General features: G+C 57.3%; 13 protein-coding genes and 2 pseudogenes. 9 read left to right on the top strand and 6 right to left on the bottom strand.

Going from position 1 to position 15,747, the window contains the following annotated elements; genetic code table 11:
* Positions 1 to 53: 53 nt before the first annotated feature.
* On the bottom strand, positions 54 to 2,267 hold the full coding sequence (locus tag BK660_RS03905; protein WP_123432166.1) for a putative bifunctional diguanylate cyclase/phosphodiesterase: 2,214 nt from the start codon (positions 2,265 to 2,267) through the stop codon (positions 54 to 56).
* Positions 2,268 to 2,485: 218 nt separating this feature from the next.
* Positions 2,486 to 3,379, bottom strand: coding sequence for a LysR family transcriptional regulator (locus tag BK660_RS03900; protein ID WP_123432165.1), 894 nt, complete (start codon positions 3,377 to 3,379; stop codon positions 2,486 to 2,488).
* A gap of 99 nt (positions 3,380 to 3,478) precedes the next feature.
* Here BK660_RS03900 and BK660_RS03895 point away from each other — a divergent pair, with 99 nt between their 5' ends.
* On the top strand, positions 3,479 to 4,711 hold the full coding sequence (locus BK660_RS03895) for an MFS transporter (RefSeq protein WP_123432164.1): 1,233 nt from the start codon (positions 3,479 to 3,481) through the stop codon (positions 4,709 to 4,711).
* Between the two features lies 1 nt (position 4,712).
* Here the strand turns inward: BK660_RS03895 and BK660_RS03890 are convergent.
* Positions 4,713 to 4,919, bottom strand: a pseudogene (locus tag BK660_RS03890) (LysR substrate-binding domain-containing protein); the annotation flags it as partial.
* Between the two features lie 487 nt (positions 4,920 to 5,406).
* Here BK660_RS03890 and BK660_RS03885 point away from each other — a divergent pair.
* Positions 5,407 to 7,056 carry an arylsulfatase gene (locus BK660_RS03885; protein ID WP_123432163.1) on the top strand — a complete coding sequence of 550 codons (1,650 nt, stop codon included), beginning with the start codon at positions 5,407 to 5,409 and terminating at the stop codon, positions 7,054 to 7,056.
* 128 nt (positions 7,057 to 7,184) lie between these two features.
* On the opposite strand, the gene BK660_RS03880 is transcribed toward BK660_RS03885, so the two are convergent.
* The 3 genes and pseudogenes from BK660_RS03880 to BK660_RS03870 form a co-directional block, all read right to left on the bottom strand.
* On the bottom strand, positions 7,185 to 7,589 hold the full coding sequence (locus BK660_RS03880; RefSeq protein WP_123432162.1) for a DUF6632 domain-containing protein: 405 nt from the start codon (positions 7,587 to 7,589) through the stop codon (positions 7,185 to 7,187).
* A gap of 203 nt (positions 7,590 to 7,792) precedes the next feature.
* On the bottom strand, positions 7,793 to 8,926 hold the full coding sequence (locus BK660_RS03875) for a pyridoxal-phosphate-dependent aminotransferase family protein (protein ID WP_123432161.1): 1,134 nt from the start codon (positions 8,924 to 8,926) through the stop codon (positions 7,793 to 7,795).
* Between the two features lie 16 nt (positions 8,927 to 8,942).
* Positions 8,943 to 9,074, bottom strand: a pseudogene (locus tag BK660_RS03870) (GNAT family N-acetyltransferase); the annotation flags it as partial.
* Between the two features lie 176 nt (positions 9,075 to 9,250).
* Here BK660_RS03870 and BK660_RS03865 point away from each other — a divergent pair.
* From BK660_RS03865 to BK660_RS03835, 7 genes are all read left to right on the top strand, one after another.
* A complete protein-coding gene (locus tag BK660_RS03865; RefSeq protein WP_123432160.1) occupies positions 9,251 to 11,251 on the top strand; it encodes a peptidase U32 family protein in 2,001 nt (666 codons plus the stop codon).
* A gap of 125 nt (positions 11,252 to 11,376) precedes the next feature.
* Positions 11,377 to 11,814 carry a DUF6130 family protein gene (locus BK660_RS03860; protein ID WP_123432159.1) on the top strand — a complete coding sequence of 146 codons (438 nt, stop codon included), beginning with the start codon at positions 11,377 to 11,379 and terminating at the stop codon, positions 11,812 to 11,814.
* 426 nt (positions 11,815 to 12,240) lie between these two features.
* On the top strand, positions 12,241 to 12,633 hold the full coding sequence (locus tag BK660_RS03855) for a DUF6124 family protein (protein WP_123432158.1): 393 nt from the start codon (positions 12,241 to 12,243) through the stop codon (positions 12,631 to 12,633).
* Between the two features lie 274 nt (positions 12,634 to 12,907).
* The gene (locus BK660_RS03850; RefSeq protein ID WP_123432157.1) at positions 12,908 to 13,558 is read left to right on the top strand and encodes a hypothetical protein; all 651 of its coding nucleotides are present in this window, start codon (positions 12,908 to 12,910) and stop codon (positions 13,556 to 13,558) included.
* Entirely contained in the window at positions 13,558 to 13,989 is a 432-nt protein-coding gene (locus tag BK660_RS03845; RefSeq protein WP_123432156.1) for a phage holin family protein, read from the top strand. The genes BK660_RS03850 and BK660_RS03845 overlap by 1 nt, the downstream gene beginning before the upstream one ends.
* Positions 13,986 to 14,810, top strand: a complete 825-nt coding sequence (locus BK660_RS03840; protein ID WP_123432155.1) for a DUF3618 domain-containing protein — start codon at positions 13,986 to 13,988, stop codon at positions 14,808 to 14,810. Before BK660_RS03845 ends, BK660_RS03840 begins: the two co-directional genes overlap by 4 nt.
* Before the next feature lie 389 nt (positions 14,811 to 15,199).
* A complete protein-coding gene (locus tag BK660_RS03835) occupies positions 15,200 to 15,736 on the top strand; it encodes a hypothetical protein (RefSeq protein WP_259698475.1) in 537 nt (178 codons plus the stop codon).
* Positions 15,737 to 15,747: the final 11 nt, after the last annotated feature.

The following is a 15,747-nucleotide window of genomic DNA, read 5'->3' as shown; positions in this document are numbered from 1 at the left end:
CAGACTGCGCCACGCTGCGTCTGTCACGAAGGGCCGCAATCGAAAGGAATCCATCAAGCATCAAGCGTCCCGGTGCCCAGGAAAATCTCAAGTGCTTCGTATGGCATCGGTTTGGCAAAGTAATAGCCCTGGAAAATATCGCAACGACTGCCCTTCAGGAAATTCACCTGAGACGCCGTTTCCACACCTTCAGCGACCACTGTCAGGCGGAGGTGATGGGCCATGGAAATAATGCCTTGAGTGATTGCCGCATCGTGATGGTCGGTGGCGATATCCTGGATGAACGAGCGGTCAATCTTGATCTTGTCGATGGGCAAACGCTTGAGGTAGCTGAGGCTGGAAAAACCGGTGCCGAAATCATCGAGCGCAATGCGTACACCCAGGGCCTTGAGCCGGCGCAACGTATCGATTGCCTGTTCAACGTTATGCAGCAAGAGCGACTCGGTAATCTCCAGTTCCAACTGCCCGGCGCCAAGTCCGTGCTTGCTCAGCACTGCCTGGATACACTCAACAAACTGGCCACGCTGGAAATGCATCGGCGAAATATTCACGGCCATCGAGATGCCTGTCAGGCCCTGATCGCCTAGCTGGCGCAGCTGCGCGCAGGCCGTATCGAGTACCCAAAGGCTCAGCGGGATGATCTGACCACTGTCTTCTGCCACCGGCACAAACACCGCTGGTGAGATAAATCCTTTTTCCGGATGCTGCCAACGCAGCAACGCTTCGATCCCGACTACCCGACCGGTGCGCGCGTCTATCTGCGGTTGATAATGCAGCTTGAACGATTGAGTTTCGATAGCCTTTTGCAGGTCATTGCGCAGGCTCGCGTGTTCGCAAACGCGCTGATTGAGATCGCTGGTGTACCACTGAAAGTTGTTGCGCCCTTGCTGCTTGGCTTTGTACATGGCCATGTCAGCTTGCTGGATCAGCTGCATCGGCTGCTCGATGTGACCATCACTCAGGGTGATGCCGATACTTGCACTCACGTGCAGGTCAATGCCCTGGATGCAGTAGGGTCTGGCAATGCTGGCCATCAACCGCTCGGCCACCGGTACAACGTCCTCATCACGAAGCAGGTCCGGCAGCATGACGATAAATTCATCACCGCCCATGCGCACGATGGTATCCCCGGGACGAACCTGCTGGGTCATACGCTGCGCCACCTCAATCAGCACCTGATCGCCGAAGTAGTGTCCGATCGAATCGTTGATGGATTTGAATCCATCCAGATCAATGCACATCACCGCCAGACGACGCTTGCGCCGACGACTGATGTGACAATCCAGAATAAGCCGGTCTTCCAGCGACACACGGTTAAGCAAACCGGTTAGCCGGTCATGGCTGGCATTGAAGCTCAATTGGCGCTCGTAATGCTTCTGCTCGCTGATGTCCCGGGCAATGCCAAATACCCCGACGATCTCTCCATTGACCATGATCGGCAGGTTGGAGATGTCCATGGTCAACAGTTTTTCGCTCTCGTCGCGAACCCGTGCCTCGAAGCGTTGCGGCTCTCCGGCGCGGGCAGCGGAAAAATGCCGACTGACCCGTTCCAGGTCCTCTTCGAGCACCAGATGGGAAAAGTGATGACCGATGAAGTCGGTTGCGGTGTGCGGTTTCAGCTTCAGGCCTGCTGAATTCACACTTTGGATATTGCCGGCCAGATCGAGGGCGAACACCGGATTGGGGTTGTAGGTAAACAATGACCGAAAACGTTGTTCGCTTTCCTCCAGACGGTGGCCGTCACGCTCATGGCGAATCGCAATGGCCGCCAGCTGCGCCGCACAGGTCAGCCGTTGAATCTGCGCCTCATTCGGTCCATTTACCCGATCCTGGTACAGCGCAAACGTCCCCACCACGCAGCCCTGATGCGAGAATAACGGCAACGACCAGCAGGAGCGCAGATTGTGCCCCAGCGCCAGACTCCGAAAACGCTCCCAGCCCGGATCCCGGGCAATGTCGACGGTGACCACCAACTCGCGCCGGAATGCTGCGGTGCCACAGGTCCCTTCCTGTGGACCGATGGACATGCCATGGATCGCCTGACTGAATTCAGGCGGTAGACCAGGCGCCGCACCGTTCAGCAGATGCTTGCCCTGAGCATCGGTGAGCAGTATCGAACAACGCGTGTCAGCTTCTTGTGCGTCGAGCATCAAACAGATGGCGGCAAGGATGTCGCCCAGTGGATGATTGGTCGCGATCATGCCGAGAATGTCACGCTGCGACTCGGGGAGACCCACGCTGTGAAAGCTCGTGCAGAGGGTATTCATGATGGTTCCTGAGGACTGCCGAGACCATCCGATCTTCAAAGAGTCTGGAAAAGTGGGCGGCAGGGTGCAGTCCGCTCGCACTCCGATCGCGCTCTTTATAGAACACCGACCCAGCCACATAACAGACTCAGATCCACGATAAATAACCGTATCAAATTGACGCCGGTTGACTGATTTAGACCCATGACAGACGTTGCAGCGCGTCGAATACAGAACACTCAGTTTCTATATTTCAGCGCCTCCACCAATGCAGAAAAAGCGGGAGACGTCTGGCGTCTGTTGGGGTAATACAAGTGGTAACCCTGAAACTCGGGACACCAGTCGGCCAGGACTTCTTGGAGTCGGCCGTCGGCCAGATACGGTGCGACCAACTCCTCCGGTACATAGGCCAGACCAATGCCATCAACGGCGGCATTGAGCACATGCATGATGCTGTTGAAAACAAGTTGTCCATCGGCCTTGACCGTAAACGCCTGGCCATCACGTTCAAACTCCCAGGCGTAAATCACCCCTGATGGCCTGTGTCGGATATTCACGCAGTCATGCCCGGTCAGCTCATAGGGGGTTGTGGGTGTCGGGTTGCGTTCGAAATACGCTGGAGATCCCACCACCGCCAACCGCCAGTCCGGTCCTATGCGAACCGCAATCATGTCCTTGCTGATCGATTCGCCCAGGCGAATGCCGGCATCGAAACGTTCTTCGACCACGTTGGTGAATCCATAGTCGACGTAGAACTCCAGGGTGATATCCGGGTAATTCTTCAAGAAGCCTGCAAGCATCGGCCGAATGCACAACTCAATCTGATCGTCAGTGCAGGAAATACGAATCGTGCCACTGGGCTTGTCCCGTAGTTCGCTCAAGGCTTCAATCTCGACAGCGATCTGATCAAAAAGCGGGGCAATCGAGCGCATCAATCGTTCGCCAGCCTCTGTCGGCGAAACATTGCGTGTCGTGCGGGCCAGCAGTCGTATCCCCAGTCTTTGTTCAAGCGCACGGATCGTATGACTCAGCGCAGAAGGCGTAACGCCCAGTTTGGCGGCGGCTTTGGTAAAGCTTTGATCGCGCGCCACTGCCAGAAAAGCTTGGAGATCGTTGACTTTGGTATTGGCCATTGCTGAGTTTTTCTCAAGGCTGCATGAAGATTACACCTACTAATCAAGGTATCTCGAATCCGTCAAGCTCTGTCACCTATCTGGAACGGAGTACTGATGATGAGCGAGACACCTGTATTCGACACCCTGACAGGTGATGCCCTCGGCACGTCGGGGACCGGGGAGCTCCCGACTTACTGGAGTGGCATCTTTGCGATGACACTGTGCGTGTTCGCGCTGATCGCCTCAGAGTTCATGCCTGTCAGTTTGCTCACGCCGATTGCATCGGACCTGCAAGTCAGTGAAGGACTGGCCGGCTATGGGATCGCCATCTCCGGCGCCTTCGCGGTGCTGACAAGCCTTTCGATTTCCAGGCTTGCGGGCGCAATGGACCGCAAGACGCTGTTGCTGCTACTGACCGGGATTATGTGCGTATCGGGGCTGGTGGTCGGTCTGGCGCCAAACTATACGGTGTACATGTTGGGGCGTGCGCTGATCGGCGTGGTGATCGGTGGGTTCTGGTCGATGTCGGCGGCAATGGCCATGCGCCTGGTACCGCCGCATAGCGTGCCCAAGGCGCTGGCTGTCTTCAACGGCGGTAATGCTTTGGCAACCGTAGTGGCCGCCCCACTGGGAAGCTATCTGGGGAGTGTCATCGGTTGGCGGGGTGCTTTTTTCTGCCTGATTCCGGTAGCGATCGTCGCGTTGATCTGGCAGTGGATCAGCCTGCCAGCCATGACGGCGGCGCCGCGTAAAGCGGGCGCTGGCAATGTCTTTCGATTGTTCAAGAGCCGGTTGGTCCGTTTCGGCATGTTGAGCGTGGGTATTTTTTTCATGGGGCAGTTTGTATTGTTCACCTATCTGCGCCCGTTTCTGGAGACCGTTACGGGTGTAGATGTCTCCCTGTTGTCGATGATCCTGCTGGTCATCGGCGTGGCGGGTTTTGTCGGAACCGTTCTGATCGGCAGTTTCCTGAAAACCGGCATGTACCGCGTACTGGTCAGCATTCCACTCTTGATGGCCGCCATTGCTCTGTCCTTGATTGTCCTTGGCGGTGGCGTCGTGGCTGTTTTTGTATTACTGGGGCTGTGGGGACTGTTCGCGACGGCGGCACCTGTGGGGTGGTGGTCGTGGTTGGCCAAGGCGTTGCCCACGGATGCTGAAGCCGGTGGCGGCCTGATGGTGGCAGTCATTCAGCTATCCATTGCGCTGGGCTCTACCCTCGGCGGGCTGTTGTTTGACGGGAGCGGCTATCGCACGACTTTTCTCGCAAGCGCTATCTTGCTGGTACTCGCCGCAGTGACAACCTTTTTCACATCGCGAATATCGCAGAGACGTCATGATGTCTGGTAATTCAGCGTTTATAGCGCAGCGCATCCACCACAACGCCAAACGCTGACGAGTGCTCACGCCGATTCGGATAGTAAAGATGGTAGCCCGCAAAGGGCTGGCACCAATCCTCCAGTACCCGCACCAGACTGCCGTCAGCCAGCTCCTTCGTGACCATGTCTTCTGGCAGAAACGCTAAACCGCATTCCGCCACAGTCGCCCGCAGGACGGGACACGCTGCTAAAAAAGGTAAAAAAGGGGACTGATTTATTTATGACTTGGGCGCAAAAACGCCTTTAAAAATAAATTCGTCCCCTTTGTTCCATTTGTTCCAGGATGGGCTGGGTGATAGAGGTTTCCATAAGGAGACGCAGAAACGTTGAAAGCCCGTTCCCCGAGTTTCTGCCGGCCGGCACCTTATAAATGCGCGTCTATACTCACCATCCTGTTAGTGGTAGGGCTGAATTCCGGGTATTTGCGCCATGAGAGCCACACGCCATTGCGGTCAAAGCTCAAGATAATAAGGATGCCACACCAATGACGGATGACCGTCAGTATGAGGACGGGGCAGTTGAAATTTTTGAGCCTTGAGAGATGAGAACACAACGTATTCGAGATGGGTACTTATGTGAATCAACTGGAAGAGGATCAAATTCATGAAACTGCGAAAACTTTTACTAGCGGGGTTGGCGTTCGGTAGTCTGGTGGGGGGAGCCAGCATGTCGGCAGTGACTCAAGCTGCCGATAATAAACCCAACATCATGTTCATCATGGCGGATGACATTGGTTGGATGCAGCCCAGCATCTATCACCAGGGGCTGGCGGTCGGTGAAACGCCGAATATTGATCGCATCGCCCAAGAAGGTGCGAAGTTCATGACCTACTACGCCGAGCAGAGTTGTACGGCAGGGCGCAACGCTTTTTTTACCGGAATGCACCCGTTGCGTACCGGCATGATTCCACCGCAATTGCCCGGCAGCCCATCGTGGCTGCGTCCTGGTACGCCAGCACTGTCCAGGTTTTTACTTGATCTGGGCTATACCACTGGCGAATTCGGCAAAAACCATTTGGGTGATAACTTTGAGGCACTGCCGACTTCCCACGGCTTCCAGGAGTTCTGGGGCTACCTCTACCACCTCGATGCGATGCAGGGCGTAAGCTTTGTCGACATCAACAAAACCCCGCAAGAGCAGGGCATCGCACCCCCCTGCAAGGCCACGCCTATCAATGGGCTGCCGGACGTACCTGGCGCGATCGATCCACGGGACGGTACCTGCCTGACGCCGCCACGTCCGGTACTCTCCTGTGTCTCCAGCGACGGTACGCAGAAAAACACCACTTGCAAGGACGAAGGGCCGCTGACGCTGGAACGCTCGAAGTCTGTGGATGAAGAAATATCCACCAAAGTTATCGACTTCCTCGACCGCAACGATCCGAAAAAGACCAACAAACCGTTCTTCGTCTGGTACAACCCGGCACGCATGCACATCACCACGGTACTGCCACCCAAGTATGACGCCATGGTCGGTGAAGCCGGCGGTAAGGACTGGGGCACCAATGAAGCGGGCATGAAGCAGCTGGATGACAATATCGGTTATGTCTTGAAGAAACTCGAAGACATGGGCCAGTTGGACAACACCATTGTCGTCTTCACTACCGACAACGGCGCGGAAACCATTACCTTTCCGGATGGCGGTACTACCCCGTTCAAGGGCGGCAAGTTGACCACCTGGGAGGGCGGCATGCGCGCTCCGCTGGTCATGCGCTGGCCTGGGGTCATCAAGCCAGGCACGGTCCTGACCGACATCTTCGCCTCTCTCGACTGGGTGCCGACCTTGGTCAACATCGCGGGTGGCAAGAAAGGTAACGAGCTGAATGAGCAGATCATGGCGGGCAAGTACCCCGGCATCGTCAAAACCAAGCTCGACGGTGTGGATCAGACTGACTACCTGATGGGCAAGTCCGACAAGTCGGCGCGTGACACCTTCTTCTATTACACCGGCTCGCAACCTTCGGCTGTGCGCTACAAAAACTGGAAGATGTATTACACCATGGTGCCGGACACCGCGACGGGCGGGTTGTATGGTGCTACCACTTTCCACTGGACCCAACTGCTCAACCTCAAGCGCGACCCCTTTGAAACAACAGTCGGCGCTGACGCTAAGTCCATCACGGGCTATGGCGGTGCCTTGGGCTCACCGGGTAACGCCTATATCTACAACTGGAACATGCTGCCAATCGGACAATTGCTTTGGGAGAAGGAGTTAATGTCGTACAAGGATTTCCCGCCAATGCAGGCGCCGGAAACTTACAACTTGGACGGTATTCTCAAAGCTATGCAGCAGAACGGCCATAACGGACACGATTAACGGCTGGCTAACCGAGCAAAAAAAGCAAAAAAGGGGACTGATTTATTTATGACACTGGGCGCAAAAACGCCTTTAAAAATAAATCCGTCCCCTTTGTTCCTTTAAAAATAAATCCGTCCCCTTTGTTCCTAAGCCCCATCGTGTGTCCGGGGCCGAGCGGCCAATTGCGAGCGGGGCGCCAAGATGGCCAAGGCAACCGCCACGATGAAGAGCGCCGGCACGTCACCTGCCAAGTGCCCCATTTGCCCCGGCTGGGTGGCCGCCTGGACGGCCATGATTCCCCCGTGTATGGCGCTAGACCACACGGTGAACCAGATCAGGCTCAGATTGGCTAATGGATCACGTGCGGCCAGGATCAAGAACACGCCAAGTGTGGCGTAGATGCCAACGATCATCATCGGGTAGTCCGAGTGACCGGCGTGCCAGGCCCAACCGGACGGCCAGAACAACATAAGTGGGTAGAGAGCAAGGCACGCGAGGCCAGCCAAAACAAGAACGACGCGCAAATACCTGAGGCGATCGACTACGGTCATGGCGGACTCCTCTTTGGACCTACTCTAAATTGACCCCAAGTGGGGTGATAACACCTTCCCGGGCTTTCCCATGTGGTTCTAAAACGACGTCCGGGCGACCAGCGTCATACCGTCGAAGATCAGCGCCAGGGCCGCCAGTGCCCAGGGCAGGATACCTTCCTTGAATTCACACGTTCGGTATCTGCTGCGGGCACGATGAGGGCTTAGTTAACCATCACCTCTTCCAGTGCCTGCTCGAGGGTGCTGACCGTGCGCTCGATATTGTGCAGTTTTTCGAGTCCGAACAGACCGATGCGGAAGGTCTGGAAGTCGGCCGGCTCGTCGCATTGCAACGGCACTCCGGCGGCGATCTGCAGGCCGTGGTTGGCAAATTTCTTGCCGCTCTTGATGTCGGCGTCATCGGTGTAGCTCACCACTACGCCAGGGGCTTGAAAGCCGGCTGCGGCCACGCTTTTGAAGCCTTTGCCGGTCAACATTGCGCGCACCCGATCGCCCAGAGCCTGTTGTTCGCCGCGGACCTTGTCGAAACCGTAGGCTTGCGTCTCTTTCATCACTTCGTTAAACCGCGCGAGGGAGTCGCTGGGCATGGTCGCATGGTAGGCATGTCCGCCCTGTTCGTAGGCCTGCATGATCTGAAGCCACTTTTTCAGGTCGCAGGCGAAGCTGCTGCTCTGCGTCTGTTCGATGCGCTCCAGAGCCAAAGCACTGAGCATCACCAGGGCGCAGCACGGGGAGGCGCTCCAGCCTTTCTGCGGTGCGCTGATCAGCAGGTCGACTGCGCATTTGTGCATATCGACCCATAGCGTGCCTGAGGCGATGCAGTCCAGCACGAACAGGCCACCCACCGCATGCACGGCGTCGCCGACAGCCCGCAGGTACTCGTCGGGCAGGATAATCCCTGATGAGGTTTCAACGTGGGGGGCAAAGACAATCTGCGGCTTCTGCGCCTGGATGGCTGCCAGCACTTCGTTCAGAGGCGGTGGTGCGTAGGCAGCCTGGCGACCGGTGTCGACCGGTCGGGCTTTCAGCACCGTGGTGGCCGCCGGAATGTTGCCCATCTCAAGGATCTGGCTCCAGCGATAACTGAACCAGCCGTTGCGTATCACCAGGCATTGCTGGTTGGTGGCGAACTGTCGCGCCACCGCTTCCATGCCGAATGTGCCGCTGCCCGGGACCACTGCAACAGCTTGGGCGTTGTAGACCTGTTTCAGGGTCGTGGAAATGTTCTTCATCATGCCTTGAAATGACTGCGACATGTGGTTGAGCGAGCGGTCGGTGTAGACCACTGAGTACTCGACCAGCCCCTCGGGATCGATACTGGGATATAGCTTTGACATGGGGTGACTCCGAATAGCCCAGAGATTCATAGAAGTTTTGGACGTCTGCATTTGTGCTGACGATTTGCAGGTTGATTTTCATGCAGCCGCGCACGGTCAAGGCACCCTCTGCATGATGCACAAGTTTTGCGCCGAGGCCCTTTCTACGATGTGCAGGGTGCTTTTGTCCACTGTCTGCTCCTGGCCGTTAGTTACCTGTCAAAACCAAAACCCTCGACACGCTGAACGCCACCGACGAGCAACACCCCCATTCCGTCGCCCCACGTGCCCAACCCGATTTTGCCGGCTACAATGCGCTCCTACCGTGATAACCAGATAAAAAATATGTCTCTTCCCAAACATCACCTGGAATTGCTCAGCCCCGCCCGTGACGTGAGCATCGCTCGCGAGGCTATCCTGCATGGTGCCGACGCCGTGTACATCGGTGGCCCGAGCTTCGGCGCCCGGCACAACGCCTGCAACGAAGTCAGCGATATTGCGCAACTCGTGGAGTTCGCCCGTCGCTACCACGCCCGCGTGTTCACCACGATCAACACGATCCTGCATGACAACGAGCTGGAGCCGGCGCGCAAGCTGATCCACCAGTTGTACGATGCGGGCGTCGATGCGCTGATCGTTCAGGATCTGGGGGTGATGGAGCTGGATATCCCGCCGATCGAGCTGCACGCCAGCACCCAGACCGACATCCGCACGCTGGCGCGGGCAAAGTTTCTGGACCAGGCGGGTTTCTCCCAACTGGTGCTGGCCCGCGAGCTGAACCTGCAAGAAATTCGCGCCATCGCCGACGAGACCGATGCCGCAATCGAATTCTTCATCCACGGCGCGTTGTGCGTGGCGTTCTCCGGGCAGTGCAATATTTCCCACGCCCAGAACGGTCGCAGCGCCAACCGGGGTGACTGCTCCCAGGCCTGTCGTTTGCCTTACACCCTCAAGGACGATCAGGGCCGGGTCGTTGCCTACGAAAAACACCTGCTGTCGATGAAAGACAACAACCAGAGCGCCAACATCCGGGCGTTGGTTGAAGCCGGGGTTCGCTCGTTCAAGATTGAAGGGCGCTACAAGGACATGGGCTATGTGAAAAACATCACGGCCTATTACCGTCAGCGTCTGGACGACGTGCTGGAAGATCGCCCGGACCTGGCGCGGGCCTCCAGCGGCCGCACCGCGCACTTCTTTGTGCCCGACCCGGACAAGACCTTCCACCGTGGCAGCACCGATTACTTCGTCACTGATCGCAAGATCGACATCGGCGCCTTTGACTCGCCGACCTTCACCGGTTTGTCGGTGGGCGTGGTGGAGAAGGTCGGCAAGCGTGATTTGCAGGTGGTGACCTTTGAGCCGCTGTCCAATGGCGATGGCCTCAATGTGCAGATCAAGCGCGAAGTGGTGGGTTTCCGCGCCAACATCGCCGAGCCCAAGGGTGAATTCCTCGAAGACGGCCAGAAGCGCTATCGCTACCGGGTCGAACCCAACGAGATGCCCGACGGGATGTTCAAGCTGCGGCCCAACCATCCACTGAGCCGCAACCTTGACCACAACTGGCAGCAAGCCTTGCAGAAGACTTCCGCCGAGCGTCGTATCGGTTTGAGTTGGGTGGCACGTCTGGATGAGCAGCGCCTGCAACTGACCGCCACGAGCGAGGAGGGCGTCAGTGCGAGCCTGTCGCTGGACGGTCCGTTCGGCCTGGCCAATAAGCCGGAGCAGGCCCTGGAGCAACTGCGCGATCTGCTCGGTCAACTGGGCACCACGGACTATCACGCGACCGCCATCCAGCTGGATGCCCCCCACGCGTTTTTCATACCCAACTCGCAGCTCAAAGCCTTGCGCCGCGAAGTGATCGAGGCGTTGACCGCGGCCCGCCTGCTCGCCCATCCGAGAGGACATCGCAAGGCCGAAACCACGCCGCCGCCGGTGTATCCGGAGTCGCACTTGTCGTTCCTGGCCAACGTATACAACCAGAAGGCCCGGGACTTCTATCACCGCCACGGCGTCAAGCTGATCGACGCCGCGTTTGAAGCCCATGAAGAAACCGGGGAAGTGCCGGTGATGATCACCAAACACTGCCTGCGGTTCTCCTTCAATCTGTGCCCCAAGCAAGCCAAAGGCGTCACCGGTGTGCGCACCAAGGTCGCGCCGATGCAACTGGTGCACGGTGACGAGGTGCTGACGTTGAAGTTCGACTGCAAACCGTGCGAAATGCACGTCATCGGCAAGATCAAGGGCCATATTCTTGACCTGCCGCTGCCGGGCAGTGTTGCTGAGCCGGTCGTGGGTTACATCAGTCCTGAAGACCTGTTGAAGACGATTCCTCGCGCGCCGCATTGAGTGACGAGCGAGTACGTTGAGCTGCGCCGGATCATCGCCAATGCCGATGGTCGGCGCAGCCCATCCGGCCGGCTCCATGCAGTGGAATTTGATCTAGCCTTGAGTTAACTCACGGGAGAAAAATCATGCCCGTCGTTCTCAGAAGTATCTTGGTCGTTGCGTCGGGTTTGTTTTTTTATATCGCCGCGAGTGGTCAAGGCATTGCAGACCCTCATCAGCCACCGGCAATCCTACCGCTGGAATCCGAGGCGGTGCCTACACTCATCGCCTTTGCGCCGCTTGCCGAGCCGCTGGCCCGCGGTGTTGTCATCATCCAGTATCAAATAGAGCACGCCAGGGTCATGCCGGTATTTGGCAAGACCGCTGCTGAAGTATCGCCCCGTCTCGCTCACCTGCATGTGACCGTCGACGACTGGAAAGGGACATGGGCGCATACCAGTGAAGATCCGATTATCGTGGTTGGGCTGACGCCGGGCACGCATAAGGTGCTTCTAGAGGTGGCCGACCCGACTCACAAGATTCTTACCCACACGGAAGTGAGTTTTGTTGTTCCGCAGAAGTGAGCGGCTTCAGACGACAGGAAAATAAAGTCGCCCCTTTTTCGCATCTGTAGGAGCTGCGTGTCAGCCCATTCAACAGATCTTGAAAGCGTGTGTTTAAGAGCTCTCGAAGTTACGTCCTGAAAGCTACAAAACCTTGCGCCGTTACCTACGGCTACGCCAGAATCCGCCGGCTTGTGCGTCTTTGCCTCCCTCGGTAACTTGACTCCCGTCACTGCCCATCAGTGATCGGGTTTAGTCGCCCGTTGATGTCAAGACGCACAATGTCCCTCAGTCAGGTATCCCATGCCTGCACTTGATGGCGGTTGTGCGCAGGGCGCTTCGGCGCGCCGATTTCTTGGCTCATCGGTCGACTAACCTGTGCACAGCTGCCTCCTTATCGTTTAGTCGCGAGCGGGTTGCAGCCTCACTCTTACGAGGTTAGAGCCAATGTTCAAAGTAACGCCCAATCCACCGGAAACCGAATCGCCAGATACAGATCCGCCAGACACCGATCCCGTATCCCCATACGAAACCCTCGACTCAAAAAAACTCCACGCCGCTGCCGAGCGCGCGCTCAACTTTCACTTTCCGTCGAATGCGGACATCAAAGCCACTCAGCGAACGCGCAGCACGTTGTTTTCCGTGGACCCCGCGGCAACGACCGAAACACTGGCCGTGTTTTTGGTCGAAACGCTGGCGTCGGTCGATGTGATGATCCATCAGTTGGTGGACCATCTGGAAGGTGAGTCGCGCTACGCCTTGCTGGGTATTTCCAACAGCATCATGGTGGCGGAGATCACGGCGAACCGGGTGCTGGATAAAGTTGAGCCCTCCGTGTAACCGCTGATCTGTGGTGAGGGGGCTTGTCGGAACGCCGCACCGTCCCGTTGGGCAGCGAAGCGGCCCCAAAAATCGGGCCTGCTGCGCAGTCCAACGGGGGCAAGCCCCCTCGCCACAGGTTATTCATCGTGCTTTTCCCTGCAGAGATTGCCGGATCACTCATCATTCCGTTGGAACTCCCCACACAACACTCCGTCATCTGGAATACGGGGGGCTGCGGGTATTTCGTGGCGAACCCTGCTAACGCTTTTTCAATCAGAAGGCGAGGGACGACATGAATACTTCAGACAGCACAAACGGGAACCAGCCCGATAAACCCGACACCGGAGGCACAGAGCAAAATTTCGAGCACTTGAAGGAAAACGTCACAGAAGCACTGGGCGATGCACGGCAGCAGGCGGATGAGCAGTTTGGCCAATACCGCGATACGGCAGCAGACCAGATTGAAGCACTCGCGCAAGGGACCAAATCTTTCGTTTCAGAGCTGGAAGACAAGGACACCCTTGGCATGTCCGATTACCTCGTGGACATGGCGGAGTCCATGAGCGGCCTGGCGGGAAACTTGCGCGGGAAAAGCGCGGAGCAGTTGCTCCATGACGGCGCTGACCTGGCCCGTAACAACCCGGCCCTGTTCATTGCCGGCAGCATTGCGTTGGGCTTTGGCTTGTCGCGGTTTCTCAAGGCGGGCACCGCACCTGCGGCGACATTCACCGCTGGCAGAGATCCAGCCGCCGGCAGCTCGATGCCGCCATCGGGTGGTTTTGGCGCTCAACACCCCTACGAAACTTCCGTTCCCTCTCGCACCGATCAAAGCCCTGACCACGCCGCCGGCTTCACGCCGACGACACCCGGTGATCACGGCCACCCTTCGGACTTCGCTTCGCCATCGAACCCTGGTTCGACCAACGTCAATGGAGCACTGTGATGAACAGAGAAGATCCCAATTTCCCGGGGCCATCACCGGCGCCCGTTCCCGACCCTGACGTCTCTGTCGTCGGACTGTTACGGCAGTTAGCCCGCGAAGTGCCAGCGCTGTTCACCAAGGAACTGGCGCTGGCCAAAGCCGAGCTTCAGGCCAGTCTCACCACGCTCAAGGCCGGCATCGCCGGGGTCGCGAGCGGTGCGATTGTGCTGATGGCGGGGTTCATCATCCTGTTGATGTCCGCCGTCTATGGCCTGAGCCTGGTGATGGCGCCGTGGTTGGCCGCACTGATCGTCGGTGTGGTGGTGATGATCATCGGGTTCGCGATGTTGCAGGCCGGAAAAAAACAGTTCGAACCGTCCCATTTGAAACCTGATCGGACGTTGGACGCCTTGAACAAAGACCAGGAAGCGCTGCGCAGGAGAGTCTCATGAACAATGAATTCGAATACGAGTCGCAAAAAAGCCCCGAAGCCATCGAGCGTGATATCGATGCCCAGCGGGCGAGCATCGGCAACATTGTCGATGCCCTCGAAAGCAAGTTCACGCCGGGACAAGCCTTTGATCAGGCGTTGTCGTTCATGCAGAACAACGGCACGACCTTCCTGACCAACCTGGGGACCAGCGTTCGAAATAATCCGGTGCCTGCGGTGCTGACATCGGTGGGCTTGCTGTGGCTGATGATGAGCCAGAACCGTCCGCCGACCCCGCGTCCGGTTTATCCCGCAAGCCCCGATCACAACAAAGTAGGGGAGTGGGCCGATGGACTGGCCGAGGGCATCGACAGTGCACGTGATCATCTGCACCAGACGGCCGACACGCTCAAGGACGGTTTCCAGAGCGTGAAAGACAAAGCGGCGAACCTGGGTGACAACCTCGGGGCTGCCACCGACAACATCAGCCATGCGGTACACGACGCCAGCGACCGTTTAGTGCGCAGTACGCAAGTGGTAGGCGATCAGTTCAGCCGTCTGCTCAAGGAGCAACCGCTGATGGTTGCTGCTGCGGGGATCGCATTGGGTGCCATGCTGGGGGCGGCTTTGCCGTCAACGGCGACCGAGCAACGCTACATGGGCAAGACCAGCGCCGGGCTGGCCGACAAGGTCAAGCAACAGGCTCGGGAGGGGTTTGAGGCGGTGCGCGATACGGTGACCAAAACCACGGATCACTCGGACGTGGAGATGAACCCGGAACGCGATCAACCCGCAAGGACTGATGATCCAGCGGATCTCTCTCGAGGATTGGGAACGACGTAAAGCGTTGAAGGAATGGCGGGAGGTTGAATGTTGACCTCCCGCTTTTTTTCGCCCGTAAAAGACGTCGCGGCGCTAACGCACATCGCCAGTGCATTCTTGAAAACGGTCGTGACTGCGGTTGAGAGCGACGAGGACAGAAAAGTTTTAATGCGTTGAAAAGAGACCGACGACCGGCGACAAAACAGGCAATTTGCACGGCCAAAAACCGTCGGTCGCGATCCCTCAAATCTTTTTAAAATTTTCCCAGGGGCAACACCTTCAGATGACTGTGGGCGCCGCATTCGGTGAATCATCGAATGAGTATCGACGCCTTTCAGGCCTGGATGTTTGTCGATACAGCGTTGGGCTGAACGGGAATTCGTCTTAAACGATTTGAGAGTGAGTTTATTGTGCCGAAGATTTTGACTTCCCATCTGGACGACACCGAGCTGAGCGAACACAACGCCAAGATGTTCGGCTCGCCCAAGGAACGCCTGGACTTTTATCGCCGGGAGATTCAATACGAGACGAGCATTCTGGCGAACCGGACTGACGCCTATCTGGCCGCACAATCATTTTTGGTCATTGCATTTGCATCGTGCATGGCGAATCTCAACCCTGAATGGGGAAAGCTGTTCACGCTGGTGGTGCCGCCGTTTCTTGCGACGCTGGGACTGCTGAGTTCATTGAATGCGTGGCCTGGGATTCGAGCGGCGTACGACATCATTGACCATTGGTATTACAAGCAGAGCGAGCTCTTGCGAAGTGAGCCGATGATGGGGCTTGCGTATGACGAATCGCCGCTGTTCAGCGAAAGCGAGTCGACGCACAAGGGGTATCGAAAGGCTCTGCTGTTTTCCGTTCGAACCCCTTGGATCTTCGCGACGTTTTGGGTAGTGCTCGCTAGTTGGTCGGTGTTTATCCAACTGGCAAAACCAGATGCATGACAGGGTTGGGT

This window comes from Pseudomonas brassicacearum, from assembly GCF_003732265.1.
GTDB classification, from domain to species: domain Bacteria; phylum Pseudomonadota; class Gammaproteobacteria; order Pseudomonadales; family Pseudomonadaceae; genus Aquipseudomonas; species Aquipseudomonas brassicacearum_D.
The sequence above is the reverse complement of the archived record's forward strand: the minus strand, read 5'-3'. Positions and strand labels throughout refer to the sequence as shown.